This window comes from Arthrobacter sp. B0316-1-20 (assembly GCF_059091865.1).
In genome coordinates this window covers 127,633-150,446 of record NZ_JBNHHC010000006.1, presented here as the reverse complement: position 1 = coordinate 150,446, position 22,814 = coordinate 127,633, and the positions used below count along the sequence as shown (strand labels likewise).

The 22,814-nt window shown below is 70.1% G+C and carries 19 protein-coding genes; 6 read left to right on the top strand and 13 right to left on the bottom strand.

Features of this window, described 5'->3' with window-relative positions; genetic code table 11:
* Positions 1-18: 18 nt before the first annotated feature.
* The 5 genes from AC5RW2_RS12055 to AC5RW2_RS12035 form a co-directional block, all read right to left on the bottom strand.
* Entirely contained in the window at positions 19-570 is a 552-nt protein-coding gene (locus AC5RW2_RS12055) for a hypothetical protein (protein WP_494012911.1), read from the bottom strand.
* A 141-nt stretch (positions 571-711) separates the two neighbouring features.
* Complete coding sequence (locus AC5RW2_RS12050; protein ID WP_494012912.1) at positions 712-1,761, bottom strand: siderophore-interacting protein; 1,050 nt, start codon at positions 1,759-1,761, stop codon at positions 712-714.
* Between the two features lie 103 nt (positions 1,762-1,864).
* Positions 1,865-2,731 (bottom strand): ABC transporter ATP-binding protein, encoded by an 867-nt coding sequence (locus AC5RW2_RS12045; protein ID WP_494012913.1) that lies wholly within the window; start codon positions 2,729-2,731, stop codon positions 1,865-1,867.
* Positions 2,732-3,829, bottom strand: a complete 1,098-nt coding sequence (locus tag AC5RW2_RS12040) for a FecCD family ABC transporter permease (RefSeq protein WP_494013011.1) — start codon at positions 3,827-3,829, stop codon at positions 2,732-2,734.
* Between the two features lie 161 nt (positions 3,830-3,990).
* The gene (locus AC5RW2_RS12035) at positions 3,991-5,109 is read right to left on the bottom strand and encodes a FecCD family ABC transporter permease (protein WP_494012914.1); all 1,119 of its coding nucleotides are present in this window, start codon (positions 5,107-5,109) and stop codon (positions 3,991-3,993) included.
* Positions 5,110-5,318: 209 nt separating this feature from the next.
* Between AC5RW2_RS12035 and AC5RW2_RS12030 the strand changes: the two genes are divergently transcribed.
* Complete coding sequence (locus tag AC5RW2_RS12030) at positions 5,319-6,062, top strand: alpha/beta fold hydrolase (RefSeq protein ID WP_494012915.1); 744 nt, start codon at positions 5,319-5,321, stop codon at positions 6,060-6,062.
* A gap of 37 nt (positions 6,063-6,099) precedes the next feature.
* On the opposite strand, the gene AC5RW2_RS12025 is transcribed toward AC5RW2_RS12030, so the two are convergent.
* On the bottom strand, positions 6,100-7,137 hold the full coding sequence (locus AC5RW2_RS12025; protein WP_494012916.1) for an LLM class flavin-dependent oxidoreductase: 1,038 nt from the start codon (positions 7,135-7,137) through the stop codon (positions 6,100-6,102).
* A 163-nt stretch (positions 7,138-7,300) separates the two neighbouring features.
* Here AC5RW2_RS12025 and AC5RW2_RS12020 point away from each other — a divergent pair, with 163 nt between their 5' ends.
* Positions 7,301-9,334, top strand: coding sequence for an acyl-CoA dehydrogenase family protein (locus AC5RW2_RS12020; RefSeq protein WP_494012917.1), 2,034 nt, complete (start codon positions 7,301-7,303; stop codon positions 9,332-9,334).
* A 14-nt stretch (positions 9,335-9,348) separates the two neighbouring features.
* Here AC5RW2_RS12020 and AC5RW2_RS12015 read toward each other — a convergent pair whose 3' ends face one another.
* Entirely contained in the window at positions 9,349-10,233 is an 885-nt protein-coding gene (locus tag AC5RW2_RS12015) for a hypothetical protein (RefSeq protein WP_494012918.1), read from the bottom strand.
* 89 nt (positions 10,234-10,322) lie between these two features.
* Positions 10,323-11,372 (bottom strand): DMT family transporter, encoded by a 1,050-nt coding sequence (locus tag AC5RW2_RS12010; protein WP_494012919.1) that lies wholly within the window; start codon positions 11,370-11,372, stop codon positions 10,323-10,325.
* 85 nt (positions 11,373-11,457) lie between these two features.
* Between AC5RW2_RS12010 and AC5RW2_RS12005 the strand changes: the two genes are divergently transcribed.
* Entirely contained in the window at positions 11,458-12,231 is a 774-nt protein-coding gene (locus tag AC5RW2_RS12005; RefSeq protein ID WP_494012920.1) for a MerR family transcriptional regulator, read from the top strand.
* Between the two features lie 12 nt (positions 12,232-12,243).
* Here AC5RW2_RS12005 and AC5RW2_RS12000 read toward each other — a convergent pair whose 3' ends face one another.
* From AC5RW2_RS12000 to AC5RW2_RS11990, 3 genes are all read right to left on the bottom strand, one after another.
* On the bottom strand, positions 12,244-13,002 hold the full coding sequence (locus AC5RW2_RS12000) for a gamma-glutamyl-gamma-aminobutyrate hydrolase family protein (protein WP_494012921.1): 759 nt from the start codon (positions 13,000-13,002) through the stop codon (positions 12,244-12,246).
* A gap of 4 nt (positions 13,003-13,006) precedes the next feature.
* Positions 13,007-14,131, bottom strand: a complete 1,125-nt coding sequence (locus tag AC5RW2_RS11995) for a glutathione S-transferase family protein (protein ID WP_494012922.1) — start codon at positions 14,129-14,131, stop codon at positions 13,007-13,009.
* Positions 14,132-14,207: 76 nt separating this feature from the next.
* Positions 14,208-15,827 carry a PucR family transcriptional regulator gene (locus AC5RW2_RS11990; protein WP_494073976.1) on the bottom strand — a complete coding sequence of 540 codons (1,620 nt, stop codon included), beginning with the start codon at positions 15,825-15,827 and terminating at the stop codon, positions 14,208-14,210.
* A gap of 156 nt (positions 15,828-15,983) precedes the next feature.
* Between AC5RW2_RS11990 and AC5RW2_RS11985 the strand changes: the two genes are divergently transcribed.
* The 3 genes from AC5RW2_RS11985 (at position 15,984) to AC5RW2_RS11975 (ending at position 20,144) form a co-directional block, all read left to right on the top strand.
* The gene (locus AC5RW2_RS11985; protein ID WP_494073975.1) at positions 15,984-17,477 is read left to right on the top strand and encodes a CoA-acylating methylmalonate-semialdehyde dehydrogenase; all 1,494 of its coding nucleotides are present in this window, start codon (positions 15,984-15,986) and stop codon (positions 17,475-17,477) included.
* Positions 17,478-17,488: 11 nt separating this feature from the next.
* On the top strand, positions 17,489-18,859 hold the full coding sequence (locus AC5RW2_RS11980; RefSeq protein WP_494012925.1) for an aspartate aminotransferase family protein: 1,371 nt from the start codon (positions 17,489-17,491) through the stop codon (positions 18,857-18,859).
* Positions 18,860-19,052: 193 nt separating this feature from the next.
* The gene (locus AC5RW2_RS11975) at positions 19,053-20,144 is read left to right on the top strand and encodes a GTP pyrophosphokinase (protein ID WP_494012926.1); all 1,092 of its coding nucleotides are present in this window, start codon (positions 19,053-19,055) and stop codon (positions 20,142-20,144) included.
* Between the two features lie 97 nt (positions 20,145-20,241).
* Here the strand turns inward: AC5RW2_RS11975 and AC5RW2_RS11970 are convergent, their stop codons facing one another.
* Together AC5RW2_RS11970 and AC5RW2_RS11965 are read right to left on the bottom strand one after the other, a co-directional pair.
* On the bottom strand, positions 20,242-21,510 hold the full coding sequence (locus AC5RW2_RS11970; protein ID WP_494073974.1) for an MFS transporter: 1,269 nt from the start codon (positions 21,508-21,510) through the stop codon (positions 20,242-20,244).
* A 108-nt stretch (positions 21,511-21,618) separates the two neighbouring features.
* On the bottom strand, positions 21,619-22,668 hold the full coding sequence (locus AC5RW2_RS11965) for an iron-siderophore ABC transporter substrate-binding protein (protein WP_494074069.1): 1,050 nt from the start codon (positions 22,666-22,668) through the stop codon (positions 21,619-21,621).
* Between the last annotated feature and the right edge of the window lie 146 nt (positions 22,669-22,814).

Below are 22,814 nucleotides of genomic sequence, written 5' to 3'. Positions count from 1 at the left end.
CGGGGCCACCCACCGCCCTCATTCGGCTTCGCCGCGGACCTGCCGCAGCCACTGACGCCGCGCGGCCAGGCAAGGCTCGATGTCGGCCACGCTTTCAAGCGCCACCGTCTGCGCCTCGAGCCCGGCCGCCTCGATGATGATGCCGTAACGCCCACGCTCGGCACCGGCCCACCATTTGCCGCCGTCCTGCCAGAGCGCGAATTCCACCCGTTCACCGTCGACGGCGATGCCCACCATGCGCGGTTCCTGGCGGTCCAACTCGTCCAGCTGCCGCAGGTAGGCGTCCTTGTCCTCCACCACGGCGCGGGCGCCCAGCCGCATGGTTCGAATCCTCTGGTTTACCTCGTGGGCCGTGGTCAGGACCTGCGCATACGGCGAACCAAGCCCCGGGTCGCCATGCAGCAGCCCGTGCGGGCCGCCGTCGAAAATCCATTCGCCGACCATGACGCCGCCGTCCCACCCGCGCAGGCCGAAACACGGCAACTCCGGAAAAGTCTCCCGAATGCGCTGCTCCCCTTCGGCCACGATGGCCCAAAATTCGTCCTGGTCCCGCTGTCCCTCAACGCCCATGGAGCAAGTATGGCAGCGGCCTGCCCGGTTTCGCCCGGGAATTTTAGCCGCGGGCGCCGTGGCCCCAGCGGGCGCGTGCACCACGCCCGTGTCCCCGGCCGGCGATGCCGCCGCCAGGAGGGACAGGCGGGTGCCGGCGCCCTACAGTTCGGCTTTGCCGGCCCGCCAGTAGCCCATGAACGCCACCTGTTTGCGGTCCACTCCCACGTCCCGGACCAGGTAACGGCGCAGCCCGCGGATGACCGCCGCCTCCCCCGCAATCCAGGCGTAGAACGGCCGGGTGGAACCGGCGGTGGTTTCCCACAGGATCACCTGGTCAATGTCCACTTCTTCGGGGTCCTCCCCCGTCGCCGGCGTCAGGCCGGCTCCGGGCACAACGACGGCGGCGCGCACCGCTTCGTCCAGCAGTTCGCCGTGCGGGCGGGCGCCCCGCGCCAGCCAGGAGATCTGCACGTCCGCCGCAGACCGGATGTCCTGGAAGTCCGCTGGGTCGGGGACCTCGAGCACGGCGTGGCCCGTCATGTGCTTCGGGAGGCTCTCCAGGATGGACGCGATGGCGGGAACGGCGGTTTCGTCGCCGGCGAGCAGCACGTGCGAAGCCAGCCCGGGCCGCCACTCAATGCCGCCGTAGCTCTTCGCCGTCGCGCAGTTGGCCGCCGCGGCGTTCGGGCCGATGATGGTGACCTCGTCGCCGGGGACGGCGGCGGCCGCCCAGCACGACGCCGGACCGCCGTTTCCGTCGGCGTCGAAATGCAGCACGAAGTCCACGTCCAGTTCGGGCCCCCGCCCGCCTTCCGCCGGCCGGAAGGCGCGGACGGTGTAGGTGCGCATGGAGCCGCGTCGGGCCGGGTCCATGGCCAGCCACTGCTGGTACCAGCCGCCGCCCAGTTCCACGGCGGTGTCCGTGTCGGCCGCCATGGTTTCCTGGTTGCCCGGCGTCACGGGAGGGGCCGGGCGCGCGGGCCCGCCGAATGCCGGCAGCGGCAGCGGACGCCCGTCGGCGCCGGTGGACGGGATCATCACCTTGATCCGCAGATCCAGCGTCGGCCCGTCCACGCCGAAACGGCGGAGCGACTCCCCGCAAAAGGTGACCCGCCGGTAGCTCGGCGAGATGTCCTCGACCCGGGCGACGGCTACGCCGAAGGCCAGCACCGGCACTACGGCGGATGTTTCAGTTGCTACGGCGGTCATCGTGCTCCGTTCTCCATGTCCGTTCCTTCGGCTGCGCGCCGGGTTTTCCTTCCGGCGCCGCCGGGCCCCTGTGCGGGCGGTTGTCGGCGCCGGCCGGCCTCGCTCACGCCGCGGGTTCTTCGTGCTTGAGGTCCGTCGTGGACAGGACCGGGTCGGCGTCGTCTTCGGCCGGGGCGGGCGCCGCGCAGTGGTGGCGGCCGACCGGAACCACCATCGGCGTTCCGGACACCGGGTCCGGGATCACCCGCGATTCCAGTCCGAACACCGTCTGCACCAGCTCCTCGGTGACCACCTGCGCGGGGGCGCCCTCGGCCACCACCCGGCCATCCTTCATCGCCACGAGCTGGTCGGCGTAGCGGGCGGCCAGGTTCAGGTCGTGCAGCACGATGGCCACGGAGGTGCCGCGGCGCCGGTTCAGGTCGGTGATCAGATCCAGCACCTCCACCTGGTGGGCCACGTCCAGGAACGTGGTCGGCTCATCCAGCAGCAGCACGTCGGTCTCCTGGGCCAGCGCCATCGCGATCCACACCCGCTGGCGCTGGCCGCCGGAGAGTTCGTCCACGTTCCGGTCGCCAAGTTCCAGGGTGTCGGTGGCCGCCAAGGCCGCGCTGACGGCGTCGTCGTCCTCCCGGGTCCACTGCCGGAACCAGCCCTGGTGCGGATACCGGCCGCGGCCCACCAGCTCCGCGACGGTGATTCCGTCGGGGGCCGCCGGGCTTTGCGGCAGCAGGCCCAGCACCTTCGCCACGTCGCGGGTGGACTGCCGGTGGATGTCCTTGCCGTCCAGCAGCACGGACCCGGCACCCGGCTTGAGCAGCCGCGCCAGCCCGCGCAGCAGCGTCGACTTGCCGCAGGCGTTCGCCCCGACGATGATCGTCACCTTGCCTTCCGGCAGCCGGACGGTGAGGTCCTGCACCACGGTGCGCTGGTCGTATGCCAGCGTCAGGTTGCGGGATTCGAGCGTGCGCACTTAGCCTCCTTGGCCTCGGCGGTTGGTGGTGACCAGCAGCCAGAGCAGGAACGGCGCGCCCAGCGCTCCGGTCACCACCCCGACCGGCAGCGAGGCGCCGTCGGTCAGATACATCGGGATGAGGTTGGCCGCGGCGAAGTCGGCGGCCAGCACGATCAGGGCGCCCACCAGCGCGGCCGCCGGCAGCGATGCCGCACCGCCCAGCAACCGGCGGGCAATCGGCCCGGACAGGAACGCGATGAACGCGACCGGACCTGCCGCCGCAGTGGCCACGGCGGCCAGCAGCACCCCCACCGTCATCAGGCTCAGCCGGGCCGGGGCCACCCGGACACCCAGCGCGGCAGCGGCGTCGTCGCCCATTTCCAGGCCGTGCAGGCTGCGCGCCAACAGTGCCACGGCCACGAACAGCACGGCCAGCCCGGCCACCAGGACCGTGGCCCGGTCCCAATTGCTGGAGTTCAGCGACCCGTTGAGCCAGACCAGCGCGCCCTGGGCTGTGCGGATATCCGTGCGGGTCAGCAGGTAGCTGACCAGCGCCTGCATCACCGCGGCGAAGCCGATGCCCACCAGGATCAGCCGCGAGCCGGCCGCCCCGGACACCGTGCTGGAGCGGTACGCAATCGCGTAGATTCCCCCCGCCACCACCAGCGCCCCGGCCATGGCGGCGGCGGAGACCGCGGCGCCGGCCGCGCCGAACACGACGATCGCGGTCACGGCGGAGGCGCTGGCCCCGTAGCTGATGCCGATGATGTCCGGGCTGGCCAGCGGGTTCCGCAGCATGGTCTGGAAAATGCTGCCGGCCAGGCCGAACGCGAGCCCGACCAGCACGCCAATCACGGCCCGCGGCAGTTTGTGCTCCATCACGATGAAGCTGGCCCCGGGGATTTGTTCGCCCGCCAGCAGCCGGAAGAAGTCCGGAATGGTCACGGTGTAGCTGCCCAGCAGGACGTTGACAAAAAACAGGACGACGACGATGCCAGCCAGGGCGGCGATGAGCGCCGCGCGCCGCCGGCTGCGTCGTCCGGCCCTGACGGAAGCCACGGCTCGCTGGCCGCCGCCTCCGCGGGTGCGGGGTAAATCTTCGAGTGCACCGTCCATATACCCTGCCCTCGACGATAAACCCTGCACTGGCCGGTCCGAAGCCTGGGGCATGGCGGCCTCGGGCATGGCGGCCTGGGGCATGGCTGCCTGGGGCGTGGCGGCCTCGGCAGCCTGCTGCGCCAATTCCGGGCGCTTTCCGCGCGGGGTGTCCACCTTGCTCACAGCCCGGCCGCCTTCCGCCGCCGGACCAGCCAGATGAACACGGGCGCGCCGATCACTGCGGTGGTGATGCCGGCTTCGATCTCGCCGGGCGGCGCAAGGAAGCGGCCGGCCACGTCGGCGCCGACCAGCAGCACGGGGGCCAGCACCATGGAGTAGGGCAGGATCCAGCGGTAGTCGGGTCCGGTCAGGGCGCGGACCATGTGCGGGATGATCAGGCCCACGAAGGCGATCGGGCCGGCGATGGCGGTCGCCGCGCCGCACAGGATCACGACGCCGAGCGCCGTGATGGCACGGGACAGGCCCACCTTTTGGCCCAGGCCCCGGGCCACGTCGTCGCCCAGCGACAAGTTGTTCAGGATCCTCCCGGTGAACAGCGTGACCACCAGTCCGACGGCGATGAACGGGGCCACCTGGCCGATCAGGTCCCAGCCGCGGCCGGCCACCGATCCCACCTGCCAGTAGCGGAACCCCTCCAGCGTGTCCTGGTTGGTCACCAGCACCGAGTACATCAGCGAGCTCAGCCCCGCGGACAGGGCGGCGCCGGCCAGCGCCAGCTTGATCGGGGTGGCGCCTTCCCGTCCCATGCTGGCCACCCCGTAGACCAGCACGGCAGCGAGCGCGGCGCCGGCGAACGCGAACCAGACGTAGCCGGAAAGTTGCGTCACGCCGAACAGGAAGATGCCCGCCACGACCGCGAGCGCGGCCCCGGCGTTCACGCCCAGGATGCCGGGATCGCCCAGCGGGTTGCGCGCCACGCCCTGCATGGCGGCGCCGGCGACGCCCAAGGCCGCTCCCACCAGCAGCCCGGTGACGGTCCGCGGGATGCGCGAGTGGACCACGGCGTGGTCTCCGTTGGCGGGGTCGAAGGCAGCGAAGGCCTGGATGAACGTCTCCACGCCGATGGGGCGCGCCCCGAGGGCCAGCGAGGCACAGCAGATCAGCGCCAGCACCACCAGGGCGGCCGGGATACCCACCAGCACCCTGCGCGGCAGCCGTGCCGCACCGGAAGCAGTGGAGGACGGCCTGCCGGTCCCGTTGGCGCCGCCCGAAGCGCGGCCAAGCCGAGGCCCGGGCCCCGGATGGGAAGGCGCCGTCGCCGCCGGATCAGCTGGCATGCGCATACCCCCTCGGGCCGGAAAAAGCGACTCAAGTAAGGCTAACCTATGTTCTCCGCGATTAAGAACCGCTTTCCTGCCCTAATTGCTGCCGGACCCGCACGCAGGCCGCGCGCCCGGACAGCGCGCGGCACCCGCCCGCATCACCCGCCCGCACACCCGTCGCCCGGCCGTCCCGTTCAGGGCGGGCTGCCGGGCATAATCGAGCCATGACGCATCCGATTGTCCTGCTGCACGGCTGGGCCTGCTCCGCCGGCTATTGGAAACCGCTGGCCGCCCGGCTCTCCGCCGGCGGCCGCGACGTCGCGGCCCCGGATCTTCCCGGCTACGGCAGCGGTCCGCCCGCCGGCTTCGACTGGACCGTGGAGAACGTCGCCGCGGCCCTGGTCGACCGCTTCGGCGGCGGGCCGGTGCACTGGGTCGGGCACTCCCTCGGCGGCAACATCGCCGCCACCATCGCGGCACGCTTTCCGCGGACGACGGCGTCGCTCACCGTGGTGGGGATGGTGCCGGTGCCGCCGTCGGCGGCAACCGTCGACAAGCTCAGCCGCCTGTTCGGCGGGGAATCTTCCGATCCGGCAGCGTACCTGGCCGCCGGCGAGGAGCTGATTCGCGCGTGGTTTAGCGGCGGCAACGAGCCGCAGGGCGCGGACCGCGTAACATTCCGGGCCCCCTTCAGGCGGCACCCCGACGTCGTGCGCCGCAGCCTGCCCGCGGGGCTGGCCGGGGCCGCACCCGAGGTCGCGGCACTGGTGGCCGCTCCCGCCCTCGTGGTGACCGGCACCCGCGATCCCACCCGGCCGCCTGCCGCGGTCGCGGACTTCCTGGCCCGGCACCCGCACTGGCACCACGTGGCCGTGCAGGACGCCGGGCACATGGTGCACTGGGAGCAGCCCGGCGCCTGCGCCGACGCGGTCCTGCGGCACGCGGAGTCCGCCGAGCGCGGCGCCTGACCCCGGCCGCGCGGGGCCCGGCCCTTCATCGAGGGCGCTAGGGCTGCTTGGCCGGATGCGTCTCCCGCTGGATGACCGGCATGATCTCGGTGGCCAGGAGTTCGATGGACCGGGCGGTGTCCGCGAACGGCAGCCCGCCAAGGCCCACCTGGGCCATGTAGCGGTCATGACCGAACAGTTGGTACTGCTCCATGATCTTGTCGATCACTTCCTGCGGGCTCCCGGCGAGCAGGCCGCCGCCCGGGCCGGCCCACGCTTCGAAGGTCTCGCGCGGGAAGTGTCCGGCCGGCCGCGGCATGTTCTGCTCGAAGTATGCGCGGTAGTACGGGTAGAACGTGTCGCGCGCCTGCTGCGAGGTCGGAGCCACGAAGAAGTGGCCGCCCGTTCCCACCGGCAGCGTGGCCGGGTCGTGCCCGTGCGCCGCGGCGGACTCACGGTAGTACTCAATGTGCCGGACGAAGTGCTGCGGACCGGAGAGCAGTGCCAGGTACAGCGGCAGCCCCAGGCGTCCGGCCCGCTCGAAGGAAGAAGGCGTGCCGCCCACGCCGACCCAGACCGGAAGCCTCTCTTGCAGCGGCCGCGGCGACACGTCCATGCCCCGGATGCTGTGATGGTAGGTGCCGTTCCAGGTCAGGTTCTCCTGTCCGCGGGCGGCCAGCAGCAACTGAAGCTTCTCTTCGAACAGTCCGTCATAGTCGGCCGTGTCGTACCCGAACAGCGGGTAGGACTCGGTGAAGGCGCCGCGGCCGGCAATGACCTCGGCGCGTCCGCCGGAGAGCAGATCCAGCGTGGCGAACTGCTCGAAGAGGCGCACCGGGTCCTGGGTGGACAGCACGGTCACCGCCGTGGCCAGACGCAGGTTGGTGGTCTCGCGGGCGATGGCAGCCAGGACGATTTCCGGCGCCGAAATGGCGAAGTCCTTGCGGTGGTGCTCGCCCAGCCCGAGGAACGAGATGCCCGCCTGGTCGGCAATCTTGGCCAGCTGGACCAGTTCCTCCAGGCGCTGGCGGGGCGACAGCGACTCCCCGCCCGGGCCGCGCGTTAATTCGCCGAAGGTAAAAATGCCGAAGTCCATGGTGCTCCCGGGGTTGCGTGCAATAACTAATTAGTTGAAGCTTCAGCTATTCGCAGTTATTCCCGTTCTCAAAATCCTCCCTCGGCAAAAGCGCTACCGGGCAGTAACATGAGGGGACAGCACAGGGCCTGGCGCCCGCAGGCCCGCGTCGAAGGGGACTGCCATGAGCGCCGAGACCGACCAGACAACTGCCGCCCGCACAGCCGCTGCCGGAACGAAGGCCGGGAACGCCGGCACGGCGCCCGACGCAGGACCATTGCCGGCCGAAGCAGGGACAGCCGGACCGGCCGAGACCGGCGAGCGCGAGGCGAGGGAACTCGCCGAGGCAGCCCGCGAAACCGAATGGAACCGGCCGAGTTTCGCCAAGGGCCTGTACATGGGCCGCTTCGACCTGGACCTGATCCATCCACATCCGCTGCCGGCTCCGTCCGAGCGCGAGGCCGGCGAAGCGTTTTTGGCGACGCTGGCGGAGTTCGCCCGGACCATGGACGGGGCGCGGATCGAGCGTGAGGCGAGAATCCCCGACGAGTACCTGGCCGGTCTGGCCGGGATCGGAGCGTTCGGCATCAAGATCCCGGTCGAATACGGCGGCCTCGGACTGTCGTTGCTGTACTACGGCCGCGCCCTGATGCTGCTGGGTTCCGTGCACCCCTCGCTCGGCGCGCTGCTCTCGGCCCACCAGTCCATTGGCGTGCCCGAGCCGGTGAAAGTCTTCGGCACCGAGGAGCAAAAGCGCGAATACCTGCCCCGCTGCGCGGCCGGCGCCGTGACGGCGTTCCTGCTGACCGAGCCCGACGTCGGCTCCGACCCTGCCCGCCTGGGCACCACCGCGACCCTCACCGAGGACGGCAACGCGTACCTGCTCAACGGCAGCAAGCTGTGGACCACGAACGGCGTGATCGCGGAACTGGTAGTGGTGATGGCCAAGGTGCCGGAGCATGACGGCCAGCGCGGCGGCATCTCCGCTTTCGTGGTGGAAGCGGATTCCCCCGGGATCACGGTGGAAAACCGCAACGCCTTCATGGGCCTGAGGGGCATCGAAAACGGCGTGACCCGGTTCGACAACGTCCGCGTCCCCGCAGCCAACCGCCTGGGCCGTGAAGGCCAGGGCCTGAAGATCGCCCTGACCACGCTGAATACCGGGCGCCTGTCCATTCCCGCGCTCTGCGCCGCGAACGGCAAGTGGTCCCTGAAGATCGCCCGCGAATGGTCCAATGCGCGGGTCCAGTGGGGCAAACCCGTGGGCAAGCACGAAGCGGTCGGCAAGAAGATCGCCTTCATCGCCGCGGGCTCCTTCGCTCTCGACGCGGTTTTTGAGCTGTCTGCCGGGCTCGCGGATGCCGGCATGAAGGACATCCGGATTGAAGCGGCGCTGGCCAAGCTGTGGTCCAGCGAATCCGCCTTCAGGATTGCCGACGAACTGGTCCAGATCCGCGGTGGCCGGGGTTACGAGACCGCCGCGTCTCTGGCTGCCCGCGGCGAGCGCGCCGTTCCGGCGGAACAAGCGTTCCGCGACATGCGGATCAACCGGATCTTCGAAGGCTCTACCGAAATCATGCACCTGCTGATTGCCCGCGAGGCCGTCGACGCCCACCTGGCCGCGGCCGGCGACCTGGCCTCGCCCGACGCAGACGCCCGGGCCAAGGCGAAGGCGGCCCTGAGCGCCAGCGGCTTCTACGCCAGCTGGCTTCCCCGGCTGCTCGCCGGCCGCGGCATGAACCCGCGGTCGTACAGCGAGTTCGGCCTGCTGGCCCGGCACCTGCGGTTCATCGAACGGTCCTCCCGCCGGCTGGCCCGGCAGACGTTCCTCGGGATGGGCCGGTGGCAGGCCGGGTTGGAAAAGCGGCAGGCCTTTTTGGGCAGGATCGTGGATATCGGCGCCGAACTCTTTGCCATGGCCGCCTGCTGCAGCCACGCCGAAATGCTGCGCAGCCGGGACGCCGCCCAGGGCAGGTCGGCCTACCAGCTGGCCGACGCCTTCTGCCTGCAGGCCCGGCAACGGATCGGCCACCTCTTCGATGACCTCTGGCGCAATTCCGACGCCAGCGACGGCCGGCTGGCCTCGCACGTGCTCGCGGGCGACTACACCTGGCTGGAAACCGGCGTGCTGGACCCGTCCGAGGGCACCGGACCGTGGATTTCCGGGCGCCCGGGCGGCGCCTCCGCCAAGGAAAACCTGCACCGCTCCTACCGCTGATTCCCCGTCTGGGGTCAGAGCAAGGGCCACACCCGGCGCTCCCTGTCGAAAACGTCCCAGGCCCGCGGCACCAGGCCCAGCGACACCTCGCACATCCGCCGCAGCTGCTGCATGCTCCCTGGGCGGAACTCCTCGGTCCCGGAGTCGCTGAACGGATCCGGGTACCGGACCCCCTGGGCGGATGCCCACTGAAGCCCGTGCGAATGTCCGCTGCAGAACTGCCAGACATACATCAACGACGGCGGCAGGTCCCCCTCCCGCAGGTCCTTCAGGATCGAAGTCTGCGTACGGTTCTTGGTGGCGTAGCCCCAGGAACCGTCGGCCTTGGCGGCGAAAATCGGCGGCAGCTGCAGCGACTCGGCGGCCTCGTTGACCGCGCCGCGGAGCCCGTCGAAGTAATCCATGGCCCGGGCATGCCGGTCCGGCCGCAGGTCGCCTAGATACGCATCCCAGAACGACGCGGCGTTGAAGACGTCGCGGGCAATGAGAACCAGGCCGCGCCGCGCCCGCTCCGTGCCTTCTTCCGGCTGGAGTGCCCACAGCACCGTGGAGGTGCATTCGATGACCGTCCGCACCAGCGAGTACGGCGAGTGCGTGTGCACCCGGTACGACGTTGTTCCGTGCTCCCCCGGTTCCTCGAACAGCAGCCGGCGCAGCGCCAGCACATTGTCCGTCGCCGCGGCCAAGGACTGGTTCAGCAGGCTGCTCACGCTGTGGACGGCGGCGAATCGATCGTCCAGCAGCGCCAGCGCGGACCCCTGCTCGACGGCGGCCCCGTCCCGCAGCAGCCATGGCTCAAGGTCGCGCAGCATCTGCAGGACGGCCAGGGCCGCGCGGCTCTCCGGATCCGCTCCGAAGACCGAGCGCACCGGGCCGCAGGAGGCACCGCCGTCGTCCATTGGGCCATGGTAGCGCCGCCCACCGCCGGGCCGCCCGCGGCACCGGCCCTCCAAGCTTGCGCGGTGGGCCGCCTGCGGCACCGGCCTTCCTAACCAGTGCGGCCGGAACGGCGTGCGCGGCCGGAACGGGCAGCAATCAGCAGCCCGGCGCCCGTCAGCGCGATGCCCACCAGCGTTTGCGGACCGACCGCGCTCCCCGCGGAGGGCCAGAAGAGATCCAATACCAGCGCACCCACCAGTTGCCCGCCGATCACCGTCAGGGTGGTCAGCAGCACGCCGGTGCTGGCCACCGCGACGGTGCCGGCGGCCAGGATCAGGGTTCCGAGCGGCCCGCCCAGGTACAACCACCAGTCGCCGGTGATCAGGTCGGTTCGCCCGGTCATCAGCGCCTGGGCCGCCCAGACCGCCAGCAACGCGGCCGTCCCTACCCCGAAGTTCAGCAGCGTGGAAATCACCGGGCTGCCGTGTGCCGCGCCCACCTGGCCGAGAACGCCTTGCTGCACGCTCTGCATCAACCCGGCCGCCAGCGGGATGAGCATGAACAGTACGAGCAGCCCCGTTGTCCTTGACGCTCCCAGGTGGGCGCTGGCGGCAATGAGCGAGGCTAGGAAAGCCAGCGCCGCGCCGGCGAACCTGGCACCGCTGACCGCGATTTTCCGTCCGGCCCCGATCCCCCACCGGTCCATCAGGAGGCCGGACGCCATTTGGCCGGACACAATGGCGATGGTGAACAGCGACAACCCGATCGGCCCGACGGTGGCCGCCTGGGCGAACACGTAGAAGGCGCCGACCAACCCGGCCCCCAGGTACCAGCGCGGATAGGCCCGCTGCCGCAGGATCCGGGGAACGGCACGCAGCTTGCCCCGCACCGACGGGTGCACCAGTGTGAAGAGCAGAACGGCCGCCAGCCCGGTACCGAAACTGACCAGGGCTGCTCCCACCTGGTCCCCCAGCTCGATGCCCAACTGGCTGTTGAGGCGGCTCTGCATGGCCAGTCCGACCCCTGCCAACAACGCCAGGAACAACGCGAGCGGCGCGGACATCCGGATGCCTTGGCGGTGCGCCACGTTCTGCCCGCCGGGCGGGGAGGCACCGCCACCGGGGTCTCGGGGAGAATCTGCGGGCCGGTCGGTGTGCACGTGCCGATGCTATCCCGGACGGCCAGGGAACCGCCGCACCGGACCACTTGACCTTGCCGCTGCGTCAAGCTCCATAGTGGTTGTCATGGGAACAGCACCGCAGGTTGGAGGGGGCGAATACTCGATCCAGGAGGTCGCCAAGGCGGCGGGAACAACCAGCAGGACCCTCCGGCATTACCAGGACATTGGCCTGCTTGAGCCCAGCCGCATCGGCCACAACGGCTACCGCTATTACGACGACGGAGCCCTCCTGCGGTTGCAGCGCATTTTGCTGCTGCGGGAGCTCGGGTTGGGGCTGCCGGAGATCGGCAAGGTGTTCGAGGGCACCCGGGACGCGTCGGCGGCCCTGCGGGGCCACCTGGAACTTCTCCTGCAGGAGCGCGACCGGCTGGAGCGGCAGATCGCCTCCGTCAAGACCACCATCGACAAGACGGAAAGGGGCGAGGATCTCGTGGCCAGTGAAATGTTCGACGGATTCGACCACACGCAGTACAAGCAGGAGGTCGAAGAGCGCTGGGGCAAGGATGCGTATGCCAAGGGCGACAAGTGGTGGCGCGGGATGTCCGACGCGGAGCGGAAGGCCTGGACGGAACGGTCCCGCCAGCTGATGGCCGACTGGGTCGCGGCCAGCCAGGCCGGGGTAGCCGCCGACAGCGCGGAGGCTCAGGCCCTGGCGCAGCGCCAGTTCGACTGGCTTTCCAGTGCCAACGGCGGCCAGCAGGTGTCCTACGGTTACTTCACCGGTCTGGGCGAGATGTACGTGGCCGACCCGCGGTTCGGCGCCAACTACGGCGGCGAGGCCGGCGCGTCTTTCGTGCGGGATGCCATGAAGGCCTACGCCGAGAGGCATTTGGCTTAGTGCCGGCCCCTGTCAGCCCAGGCTTGCGGTCGTCTTCCGGCACGCCTCGACGAAGGGCCTGAGCAGCGCCTGGAACTGCCCTTCGGGCGACCCGGGTTCTTCGGGGTGCCACTGGACCGCCAGCAGCCAGCCTTCATCGGGGCGGGCGAGTTCCAGGGCTTCCACCACGCCGTCGGCCGCAGTGGCCACGACGCGGAGCCGGTCACCCAACCGGCGCACGGCCTGGTGATGGCCGGACTGGACCGCGACTTCGCCGCTGCCGAGCGCCGCCGCCAGCAGGCTGCCGGGGGCAATCCGCACCGGATGGCTGGCCATGGGCGGCTGCGGCCGATGTATCTTGTGGAACGACTCCGGGCCCAGATCCTCAAAGAGGGTGCCGGCGAAGGCGACGTTGATCAACTGGAGTCCGCGGCAGATGCCGAGGACCGGCCGGCCGTTGGCAATAGCCCCCTTGACCAGGTCGATCTCGGTCTCGTCGGCGGCCGTGTCCACGCCGTGGACGGTTTTTTCGTCGGTGTCGCCGCCGTAGCGGGCCGGGTCCACGTCCCCGCCGCCCAGGATGACCACGCCGTCATAGTCGAGCGCGCTGAAGACGTGGCCCGACGCGGAATTCACGACGACGGGATCCGCGCCGGCGGCTTCCAGGCCTGCGGCCGCGTGCCGGGCCAGAGAGGCCAGGACGTCAGAGAACCAGGCGGGATGCGACGCGGCGTCCCGGGCGTAGCTGACGGCAATGCGGGGACGGCCGTCGTCATCCACCCCGCGGGACATGCTGCTAAGCGGGGTAGAGCGGGTTGTGGCCGGCGGTGACACGTTCGGATTCGCGCACCGGACCCGGTGCGGTGCCGTCCCCGAAGGGGCTGCCGCCGAGGGCCTCGCGGCCGTGATCGGTCAGCCAGCCGGAGAGCTCGGGGCCCTGCGGGACGATCCGGGTGGGATTGATGTCCTCGTGCACGATGTAATAGTGCTGCTTGATCTGCACGAAGTCGGTGGTGTCGCCGAAACCCGGGGTCTGGAAGAGGTCACGGGCGTAGCCCCATAGCGCGGGCATCTCGGTCAGCTTGTTCCGGTTGCACTTGAAGTGGCCGTGGTAGACGGCGTCGAAGCGGGCCAGCGTGGTGAAGAGGCGGACGTCGGCTTCGGTGATGGTGTCGCCCATCAGGTAGCGCCGGCTGGTGAGGCGCTCCTCGAGCCAATCCATAGCGGCCCAGAGCCGGTCGTAGGCGGCGTTGTAGGCTTCCTGCGAGCCGGCGAAACCGCAGCGGTAGACGCCATTGTTAACCTCGGTGTAGATGCGCTTGATGACCGGCTGCATTTCGTCGAGCTTGTCGGCCGGCAGCAGGTCCGGCGCGCCCTCGCGGTGGTGCTCCTTCCACTCGGTGGAGAAGTCCAGGGTCATCTGCGGGTAATCATTGGTGACGACGGCGCCGCTCGCCTCGTCCACGATGGCCGGCACGGTGATGCCGCGGGGGTAGTCCGGGAAGCGCTTGAAGTAATTCTCCTGCAGGCGCTCGGTGCCCAAAACCGGGTCCCGGCCGCCGGGGTCCAGGTCAAAGGTCCAGGAACGGGCATCGTGGGTGGGGCCGGGCAGGCCGAGCGAAATGGCGTCCTCAAGCCCGAGCAGGCGCCGGACGATGATGGCGCGATTGGCCCAGGGGCAGGCGCGGGCGGCGACCAGGCGGTAGCGGCCGGCCTCAACCGGCCAGGCTTTGGCGCCGTCGCCGAGGCCGCCGTTCGGGTTGCCGATGGTGCCGCCGGTCGGCCCGTCCGAGGCACGCACGGCATCGGGATCGGCCACGATCCGGTCCTCGATGTAGTTCGTGTCCCGGTCGAACTCTTCGCCGCTGTGGACGTAGGCGCCCTTGGTGCTGAACTCCGCCGTGTCGCTGCTCTGGCTCATGCCTCCACCATATCGGCCGGTCGGCCACCGCTGGCAAGGGTTCGCTGCCGGCCTAGCCTGCGCCGGGCCGGTCGGGTCAGCCGCGCATCCGGTGCAGCAGCAGGGCCACGTGCAGCGACGTCCGCGACTTGGCGTCCTCGAGCGGGACGCCGAGCTGCTCCTGCAGGCGCGCCAGCCTCGCATAAAGCGTGGGGCGGCTGAGGTAACCGTCGCGCGCGAGCCGGGCCTTGTTGCCACCGGCCTCCAGGTACCGCTGCAGCAGGTCCAGGGCGTCGCGGTCGTGGGCGACGGCGGCGAGTTCGGCGTCGGCGAAGGCGGCCACGCGCGGATCGTCGCGCAGCAGGGAGAGCACGCCGCGCAACCGGACGTCCGAAGACCGGTAGAACCGTTTGCCGGTGCCGAGCCCGGCCGCGGCCTCGGCCACATGTGCCGCTTCGTCCATCCCCGCGGCAGCGGCCAGCAGCTCCTGCCGGCCGCGGCCAACCCCCACGGTCCAGTCGGGGCTGGTCTGCTCGGTCAACTGGCCGCACAGCCGTTCCAGCACGGGGTCTTCCAGCTGCCTGGCCGGCACCGAGACCAGCAGCCCGATGGAGCCGGCCTGCAGGCTGGCTGCCAGCACCGACACCCGGGCGGCCGCGGCCACACTGTTCAGCAAGTCCAGCAGCGCCCGCTCCCGCCGCTGCAGTTCGATCGGTTCTTCGGCGGCAGGCCGCGCCAGCTGGAACACCACCGGCAGGTAGACCGGAGCGGACGCCAGCCCCAGGGCCGCAGCCCGGGCCAGGGCCTCGGCCTCTTCCAGTGCGCCGGGCCGGCGGAGTTCGTGCAGCAGGCCGGAGCGGGCCTGGTGGGCAAGTTCGCGCTGGTCCCGTTCCGCCATGCGGTTGATGGTCAGGGCCTGGCCGGCCCGTTCCAGCACCATGGCGGCGTCGGCGTCGGCGGTTTCGGCAGTCCCGTCCGCCCGCCCGCCGGCCAACGGTTCGCCCGCCACCGGCACCACGAGGCGGCCCCAGCGCTGGCCGCGCAGTCCCACCGGCGCCTGCAGCCAGCCTGCCGAGCCGGCACGGGCCGTCTCCTCGCGATAGTGCACCAGGCGCGAGCGTTCGGCCCAGCCGTCGAGCAGTTCCGAAGCAGGCATGCCGGCCGGGGCGAAAGCGAGCACCAGATGGGCCACGTCTTCCAGCACCACGGGAGCATTGATCAGTTCGGCGGCCCGGGCCACAATCTCCTCCGGCGGGGCGTTCTCCAGGCTGAGCATGGTGAAAACCTCGTGCACCTGGCGCGATCGCTCCAGCTGCGCCAGCTGTCCGGCCACCAGCATGCGGTGCACCACCTCGGTGACCTCCACAAACCGGATGCGGCGGGTCACCAGGATGACCGGCAGGCCGGCGGTGCGGCCGGCCTCGCGCAGTGCGGCGGCGGCCCGGGGCCTCTGGGCGGTGATTTCGACGATGACGGCGGCGGCCCCTGCCGCTGCCAGCTCGGCGAGGTAGCGGGTGGCTTCGGCGGCGGAGTCCTCGAACGCCAGGCCGGTGGTCAGGACCAGCTCGCCGCCCTCCAGGAGGCCGGCAAGGCTCCGCAACTCGGCCACGTGGACCCAGCGGACGGGCGAGGCCAAGGCGTCGGCGCCCGAGAGGACCTCGGGTTCGCCGGCCCGCACCACCTCGAGGTCGAGTACGTCCCGCACGCTCAGCTGCATTGACACAGTGTAAGCCCCAACGCGTATCTTCCGACAGAGTGTCAGTGGCACGGGCGGACGGGGCACCCGAGGATAGGGGAAGACCCATCGCACGTGTCCCCGTTCACCTCCTGGCCGGGGGCCAAGTGCGGGCAACAACTCGAAACAAGGAGAACCATGCAGACCATCCAGCACTGGATCCAGGGGACCTACACGGCCCCGCAGCCCGACAGCCGACTCGGCGACGTGAGCAACCCGGCCACCGGCAAAGTCTCCGCCCGCGTCGCCCTGGCCAGCACCGCCGTCGTCGATCAAGCGGTGCAGGCGGCGGCGGCAGCGTTCCCGGCCTGGCGCGACACGTCGCTGGCCCGCCGCATGCAGATCCTGTTCAACTTCCGCGAGCTGCTGAACGCGCGCAAGGGCGAACTGGCCGCCATCATCACCGCCGAACACGGCAAGGTGCTGGACGACGCGCTCGGCGAGGTGTCGCGCGGGCAGGAGGTTGTGGAATTCGCCTGCGGCATCCCGCACCTGCTGAAGGGCGGCTACACCGAGAACGCCTCCACCAAAGTGGACGTGCACTCGATCCGGCAGCCGGTGGGGCCGGCCGCAATCATCTCCCCCTTCAACTTCCCCGCGATGGTACCCATGTGGTTCTTCCCGGTGGCGATCGCCAGCGGCAACACCGTGGTCCTGAAGCCCAGCGAAAAGGACCCCACGGCCGCCAACTGGATGGCCGAGCTGTGGAAGGAAGCCGGGCTGCCCGACGGCGTCTTCAACGTGGTGCACGGCGACAAGGAAGCCGTGGACGCCCTGCTGGAGCACCCCGAGATCAAGTCCGTTTCCTTCGTCGGATCGACGCCGATCGCCCGCTACGTGTATGAGCGCGGCACGGCCTCCGGCAAGCGAGTGCAGGCGCTGGGCGGGGCCAAGAACCACATGCTGGTGCTCCCCGATGCCGACCTGGACCTGGCCGCCGATGCCGCGGTCAACGCCGGCTACGGCGCGGCCGGAGAGCGCTGCATGGCGATCTCCGCGGTGGTGGCAGTGGAATCCGTCGCGGACGAACTGGTGGCCAAGATCGCCGAGCGGACCGCAAAGCTGCGCGTGGGCGACGGCCTGCGCGGCACGGACATGGGCCCCCTGATCACGGCGGCTCACCGGGACAAGGTGGCCGGCTACATCACGGCAGGCGTTGAAGCAGGCGCCGAACTGGTGTTGGACGGGCGCAGCGTGGAGCCGGATGCGGAGGGCGACGGCTTCTTCCTGGCCCCGACGCTGTTCGACCGGGTGACGCCGGAGATGTCCATCTACACGGATGAGATCTTTGGACCGGTCCTGTCGGTGGTGCGGGTGCCGGGCTACGACGAAGGGCTGGCGCTGATCAACGAGAATCAGTACGGCAACGGCACGGCGATTTTCACCAACGACGGCGGTGCCGCCCGCCGCTTCGAGAACGAGGTGCAGGTGGGTATGGTGGGGATCAATGTGCCGATCCCGGTGCCCATGGCGTACTACTCGTTCGGCGGCTGGAAGAACTCGCTGTTCGGTGACAGCCATGCGCATGGTTCCGAGGGCGTGCACTTCTTCACCCGCGGCAAGGTTGTGACCTCGCGCTGGCTGGACCCGAGCCACGGCGGCATCAACCTCGGCTTCCCGCAGAACATCTAAAGGAGAGAGCCATGACCACCACCACAGGCACACCGTTGAGTTCGGCGGAACTGGAAGCCGGCCGCCGCGCCTATCAGCTGGACCGGCAGCATGTGTTCCATTCCTGGTCCGCCCAGGAACAGATCACCCCCATGGTTGTCACCCGGGCGGAGGGGTCCTGGGTCTGGGACGGCGAGGGCAACCGGCTGCTGGACTTCTCCTCGCAGCTGGTCAACACCAATATCGGCCACCAGCATCCCAAGGTGGTCGCGGCCATCCAGGAGCAGGCCGGGCTGCTGTGCACCGTGGCACCCCAGCATGCAAACGCCGCCCGGTCCGAGGCCGCGCGCCTGATCGCCGAGCTGACCCCCGGGGACCTGAACCGGGTCTTCTTCACGAACGGCGGCGCGGACGCCGTGGAGCACGCGGTCCGGATGGCCCGGCTCCACACCGGCCGCTACAAGGTGCTTTCCGCCTACCGCTCCTACCACGGCGGGACGGCGCTGGCGGTCAACATCACCGGCGACCCGCGGCGGGTGGCGAACGACTACGGCAACGCCGGCACGGTCCACTTCCACGCACCCTTCCTGTACCGCAGCCAGTTCCACTCCGCCGACGAGGCGCAGGAATGCCAGCGCGCGCTGGAACACCTGGAAACCACGATCCAGTTGGAGGGAGCTGCCAACATCGCCGCCATCGTGCTGGAATCGATCCCGGGCACCGCGGGCATTATGGTGCCCCCGCCCGGCTACCTCAAGGGTGTCCGCGAGCTGGCGACCAAATACGGGATCGTGTTCATCGCCGACGAGGTGATGGCCGGGTTCGGCCGTGCCGGCAAGTGGTTCGCCATCGACCACGCCGGCGTGGTGCCGGACCTGCTCACCTTCGCCAAGGGCGTGAACTCGGGCTACGTGCCGCTGGGCGGCGTGGCGATCTCCGAGGAGATCTACGCGACCTTCGCCCAACGCGCCTACCCCGGCGGGCTGACCTATTCCGGGCATCCGCTGGCCTGCGCCGCGGCGGTGGCCACGATCAACGCGATGCGGGACGAGAAGATGGTCGAGCATGCGGCGGAGCTGGGCACCACGGTGTTCGGCCCGGGGCTTGCCGAGCTGGCGGCCAAGCACCCGTCGGTCGGCGAGGTCCGCGGCGTCGGGGCCTTCTGGGCGGTGGAACTGGTGCGCGATCGGGCCACGCGCGAGCCGCTGGCGCCGTACGGTTCCTCCAGCCCGGAGATGAACGAGCTGATCGCGGCCTGCAAGTCCCGTGGGCTGCTGCCGTTCGCCAACTTCAACCGGATCCATGTGGTGCCGCCGCTGAACATCAGTGTGGAGGATGCGCGCACCGGTCTGGCCATCCTGGACGAGGTGCTGGAGCTGGCGGACACGCACGCCGCCGGCTGAGCGGGCGCGGCGGGCGCGCCGGGGCTGTGCGCGTTCGCCGCATGGCCTGCCGTGCGCGGCGAACGCGGCGGGGTTGTGCGCGTTCGCCGCGGGCCTGCGGTCCGCTCCCGACATCCTGCGGATACGTTCCGCGGCCGCTGTCTTGGTAGGTTGTTCACTTACCGCATGAAGCTACCGCAGGAGAGCCAGGAGCATGGGCATGCATTGGGATCGGTTGGATGAGCAACTGCGCCCGCAGGTGGAAGCCAGCACGGCGCAGTACGAGCGGGTTCGCCCGGCGTTGGAAACGGTCACCTCGCAGCTGCAGTCGGACATCCGCAACATCTTTCGCACCGCCGAACTCACGCCGCTGTTCGTCACGGCCCGGACCAAGAGCGTGGAGTCTTTCCGCGACAAGGCGTCGCGGATGCTCCAGCCGGCCGAACCCGGCGGCGCCCCGGCGCTGGAATTCCCCGATCCGCTGCGCGAAATCCAGGATCTGGTGGGCGTGCGGGTGATCGTCAGCCTGCCGCACCAGATCCGGCAGGCCGCAGCGTTGATCAAGCGCCAGCGCAGCGACTTCGACTGCCGTGCCGACCGGGAGAAGGATATCGGCTCGATCGAGTCAGGCACCTATGGGTACGCCAGCCGACACCTGATCCTGCGCACGCTGCAGAACAACGCGGTGAAGGCGTACCAGCAGGCCCTGGGCGAACCTGCCCGCGCCACCGGCAGCTACCTCTTCGAAGTACAAATCCGTACGATCCTTTCGCACGCCTGGTCGGAATTGGAGCACGATATCCGCTTCAAGTCCGCTGACCCGCGTGCCTGGAGCCCCTATTTCGACCGCCAGTTCACGGCCACGGCCGCCATGCTGGAAGCGGTCGAGTCGGCCTTCGCCGAACTCCACGATCGCTACGAAACCGTCACCGGCTACTGGGACGAAGAGGGCGAAGGCGCCGCGCCGCTGACCCCCCGCCGGGTCCGCGAGGTCTGGCAGACCCTGCTGCCGCACGTGGACCGCAAGTCCGACGACGACTGGGGCTGGGCGGCGGAGCTGCTGGCGGCGCACGGCCTGAAGACCACGACCGAGCTGGCGGCCCTGCTGAATCCGGAAACCATCACGGATGTCCGCGCCGCCCTGGAACACCGCTACTCCCCCGGACCGGACCGCCTGCTGGACGATCTGCTGCTGTGGCGCTTCGGCCGCCGCCACATCGAGCTCACCGCCGGCGAGGACGAGCACCGGCGCGAGTCGCTGCAGCGCCGGTTCCGGCAGCTGGAGACCTACCGCCAGGGCATGTAGGCGGCCGCCCGACAGGTCGCTTGCCCGTTCACCCGGCCGGCGCTGCGGGGCTCAGGCGGCCGGCGCTGCGGGGCTCACGCGGCCGGCGCTGTGGGGCTCACGCGGCCGGCGCTGTGGGGCTCACCGGGGTGAAGGCGAAGCGGTCCCGTCCAACCAGCAGCCCGATGGCCGCCTGCGCCACGGCAATCAGGCACAGCAGCGCCAGGGAGGTTTCCCAAGCCCCGGTGGCGGCGAAGAGCCCGCCGAAAATCGGCGGACCGGCGGCGGCCAGCAGGTAGCCGATCGACTGGGCCATCCCGGAAAGGGCGCCGGCTTCGCGGTGGGTGCGGGTGCGCAGGCCGAAGAGCGAGAGCGCGGTGACCAGGGAACTGCCGCAGCCGAAGCCCGCCACCAGCACCCAGAACAGCATGACCTGCGGCATCAGCATCATGCCCAGGCCGCCTGCCACCACCAGCAGGGGCGGCAGCGAGGCGGCCAGGCGCTGGGTCGGCCAGCGCAGGGCAACGGGGGTCAGCAGACTGGATACCACGCCGATGAGCTGGAACAGCATGAGGTCCCAGCCGGAGGCCAGGTCCCCGCGGCCGTGGAAACGTTCCAGAGTGGGCAGCCACGTGATGAGAATGTAGAAGGTCATCGACTGCAACCCCATGTACACCGTCACATGCCAGGCGAGGCCGGACTTCCACACCGAACCGCGGACCAGCGCCGGGGCCGCGGCGGCGGCACGGGCCCGCTCTTCCGCCGCGGTGCCGCCGCGCAGGCGGGGAAGCCACAGCAGCACGGCCGGCACCGCCAGCACCACGAACGCCGCCAGGGCGAAGCGCCAGCCGGCCGGTCCGCCGTTCACCGGAAGGAGCGCCAGCGGCACCGCCAGGCCGGCGCCGAGGGATGCGCAGCCGCCCAGCACGGCCGAATAGGCGCCGGTCAGCGAGGCCATCCGTTCCGGGAAGTCCCGCTTGAGCAGCGCGGGCAGCATCACGTTGCAGACGGCGATGGCCGCACCGACCAGGAAGGTACCGATCCACAGATTCGCGATGGTGCCCGGAACCGGCCGCAGGAACGTCCCGGCCACCAACAGCATCAGGGCCCCGAAAACCGTGCGCTCGACACCGAACTTCTCGCTCAACCCGTGCGCCAGCGGGGACACCGCGCCGAAGGCCAGCAGCGGGATCGCGGCGAGCACGCCCAGGGCGGTGGTGCCCAGTCCCGTGTCCGCGCCGATCTGGTCCAGCAGCGGGCCCACGCTGGTCAGCACCGGGCGCAGGTTGGCTGCCACCAGCAGGATGCCGGCAATCAGCAGCCCGGCGGACAACGACTGGCTGGCCCCGCGGGTCTTCACCGCCCCCACCCCTTCCGCGTTAGGCAATCTCCGGCAACCTTATGCGACGGGACAGGCAAAGGGGCACCCCCGGCACTGCTCACGCTGCGCGGAGCGTGGCCCCTCGCCGTCGTCCTGGGGATCGGCGGCCGCGGGCTATTTGGCGGCTGCGGCGTCAGCCGCGTCAGCGGCCTCGGCGAGCATGGGCAGAAAGGTATCCAGCGCCCACGGCAGGCTCAGCGGCGACGCGGCGGAAATGGACAGGGTCAGCGTATTGTCCGAGTCCGCCACCAGCGCGCCGTCCTTGATCGCCGGGATCTGGCCCAGCAGCGGGTCCTTGGTGATTTGCCGGGCGGTCTTGTCGTCCGGCACCCAGGTCACGAACACATCGGATTCCAGTTCGTTAACCTTCTCGGCCGACCAGGGAATGAAGAACTCGTCGGAGCCGGCGGTGGCCTCGGTGACAACATCCGCCTGGACCATGCCGATGCTGGTGAGGAACTTGGGCCGGTTGTCGTTGGCGGTGTAGACGTTCACGCCGTCGCCCTTGGCCGGTTCCAGGTTGCCGTAAATAAAGCTCTTGCCAGCTAGCTGCGGGTACTCCGCGGCCTTGGCCACGATCGTCTGCTCGGTGTCGGCCACCAGATCCTCGGCAGCCGCACTGCGCCCGAGCGCCTGACCGATCAGCCGGGTGGAGTCCTGCCAGTCCGTGCCGTAGGGAGTCTCCGGGTAAGCGACGACCGGGGCAATCTTGCTGAGCGTGTCGTAGTCCTCCTGGGTCAACCCGGAGTAGGCGGCAAGGATGACGTCCGGGGCCAGCTCGGCAATCTCGTCAAAGGCGATGCCGTCCGCCTCGGAATACAGGGTGGGCGCATTCTCGCTGCCGATCGCGGCGCCCAGCTCCTCCAGCTTGGCGTCCCGCCACGGGGTGGACCCGTTCTCGTTTCCGCCCCAGTCTTCCTTGGGCATGCCGACCGGAACCACGCCCAGCGCCAGCGACACATCGGAATTAACCCAGGACACGGTGGCCACGCGTTCGGGCTGCTCCTCGATCACCGTCTCGCCGAAGGCGTGTTCCACCGTCACCGGGAACTGGTCCGACGCCGCGGCCGACGGGCCGCCCTCGGAACCTCCGCCCGCGGAACCGGTGGAACAGGCGGTCAGGGACATCAGGACGACGGCGGCGGCGGCAGCCAATCCGCGCATGCGTGAAAGGGCCAACTCGGGCCTCCTCGGATCAAGGAACGGGAACAAAAGTAAGGGTAGCCTACGCTCACGCGGATTAAGCAACTACTTCGTTGCGTATTTCGACGCCGGAGCTCCCGGGCTGCCGGCAAAGCCGGACCGGCGCC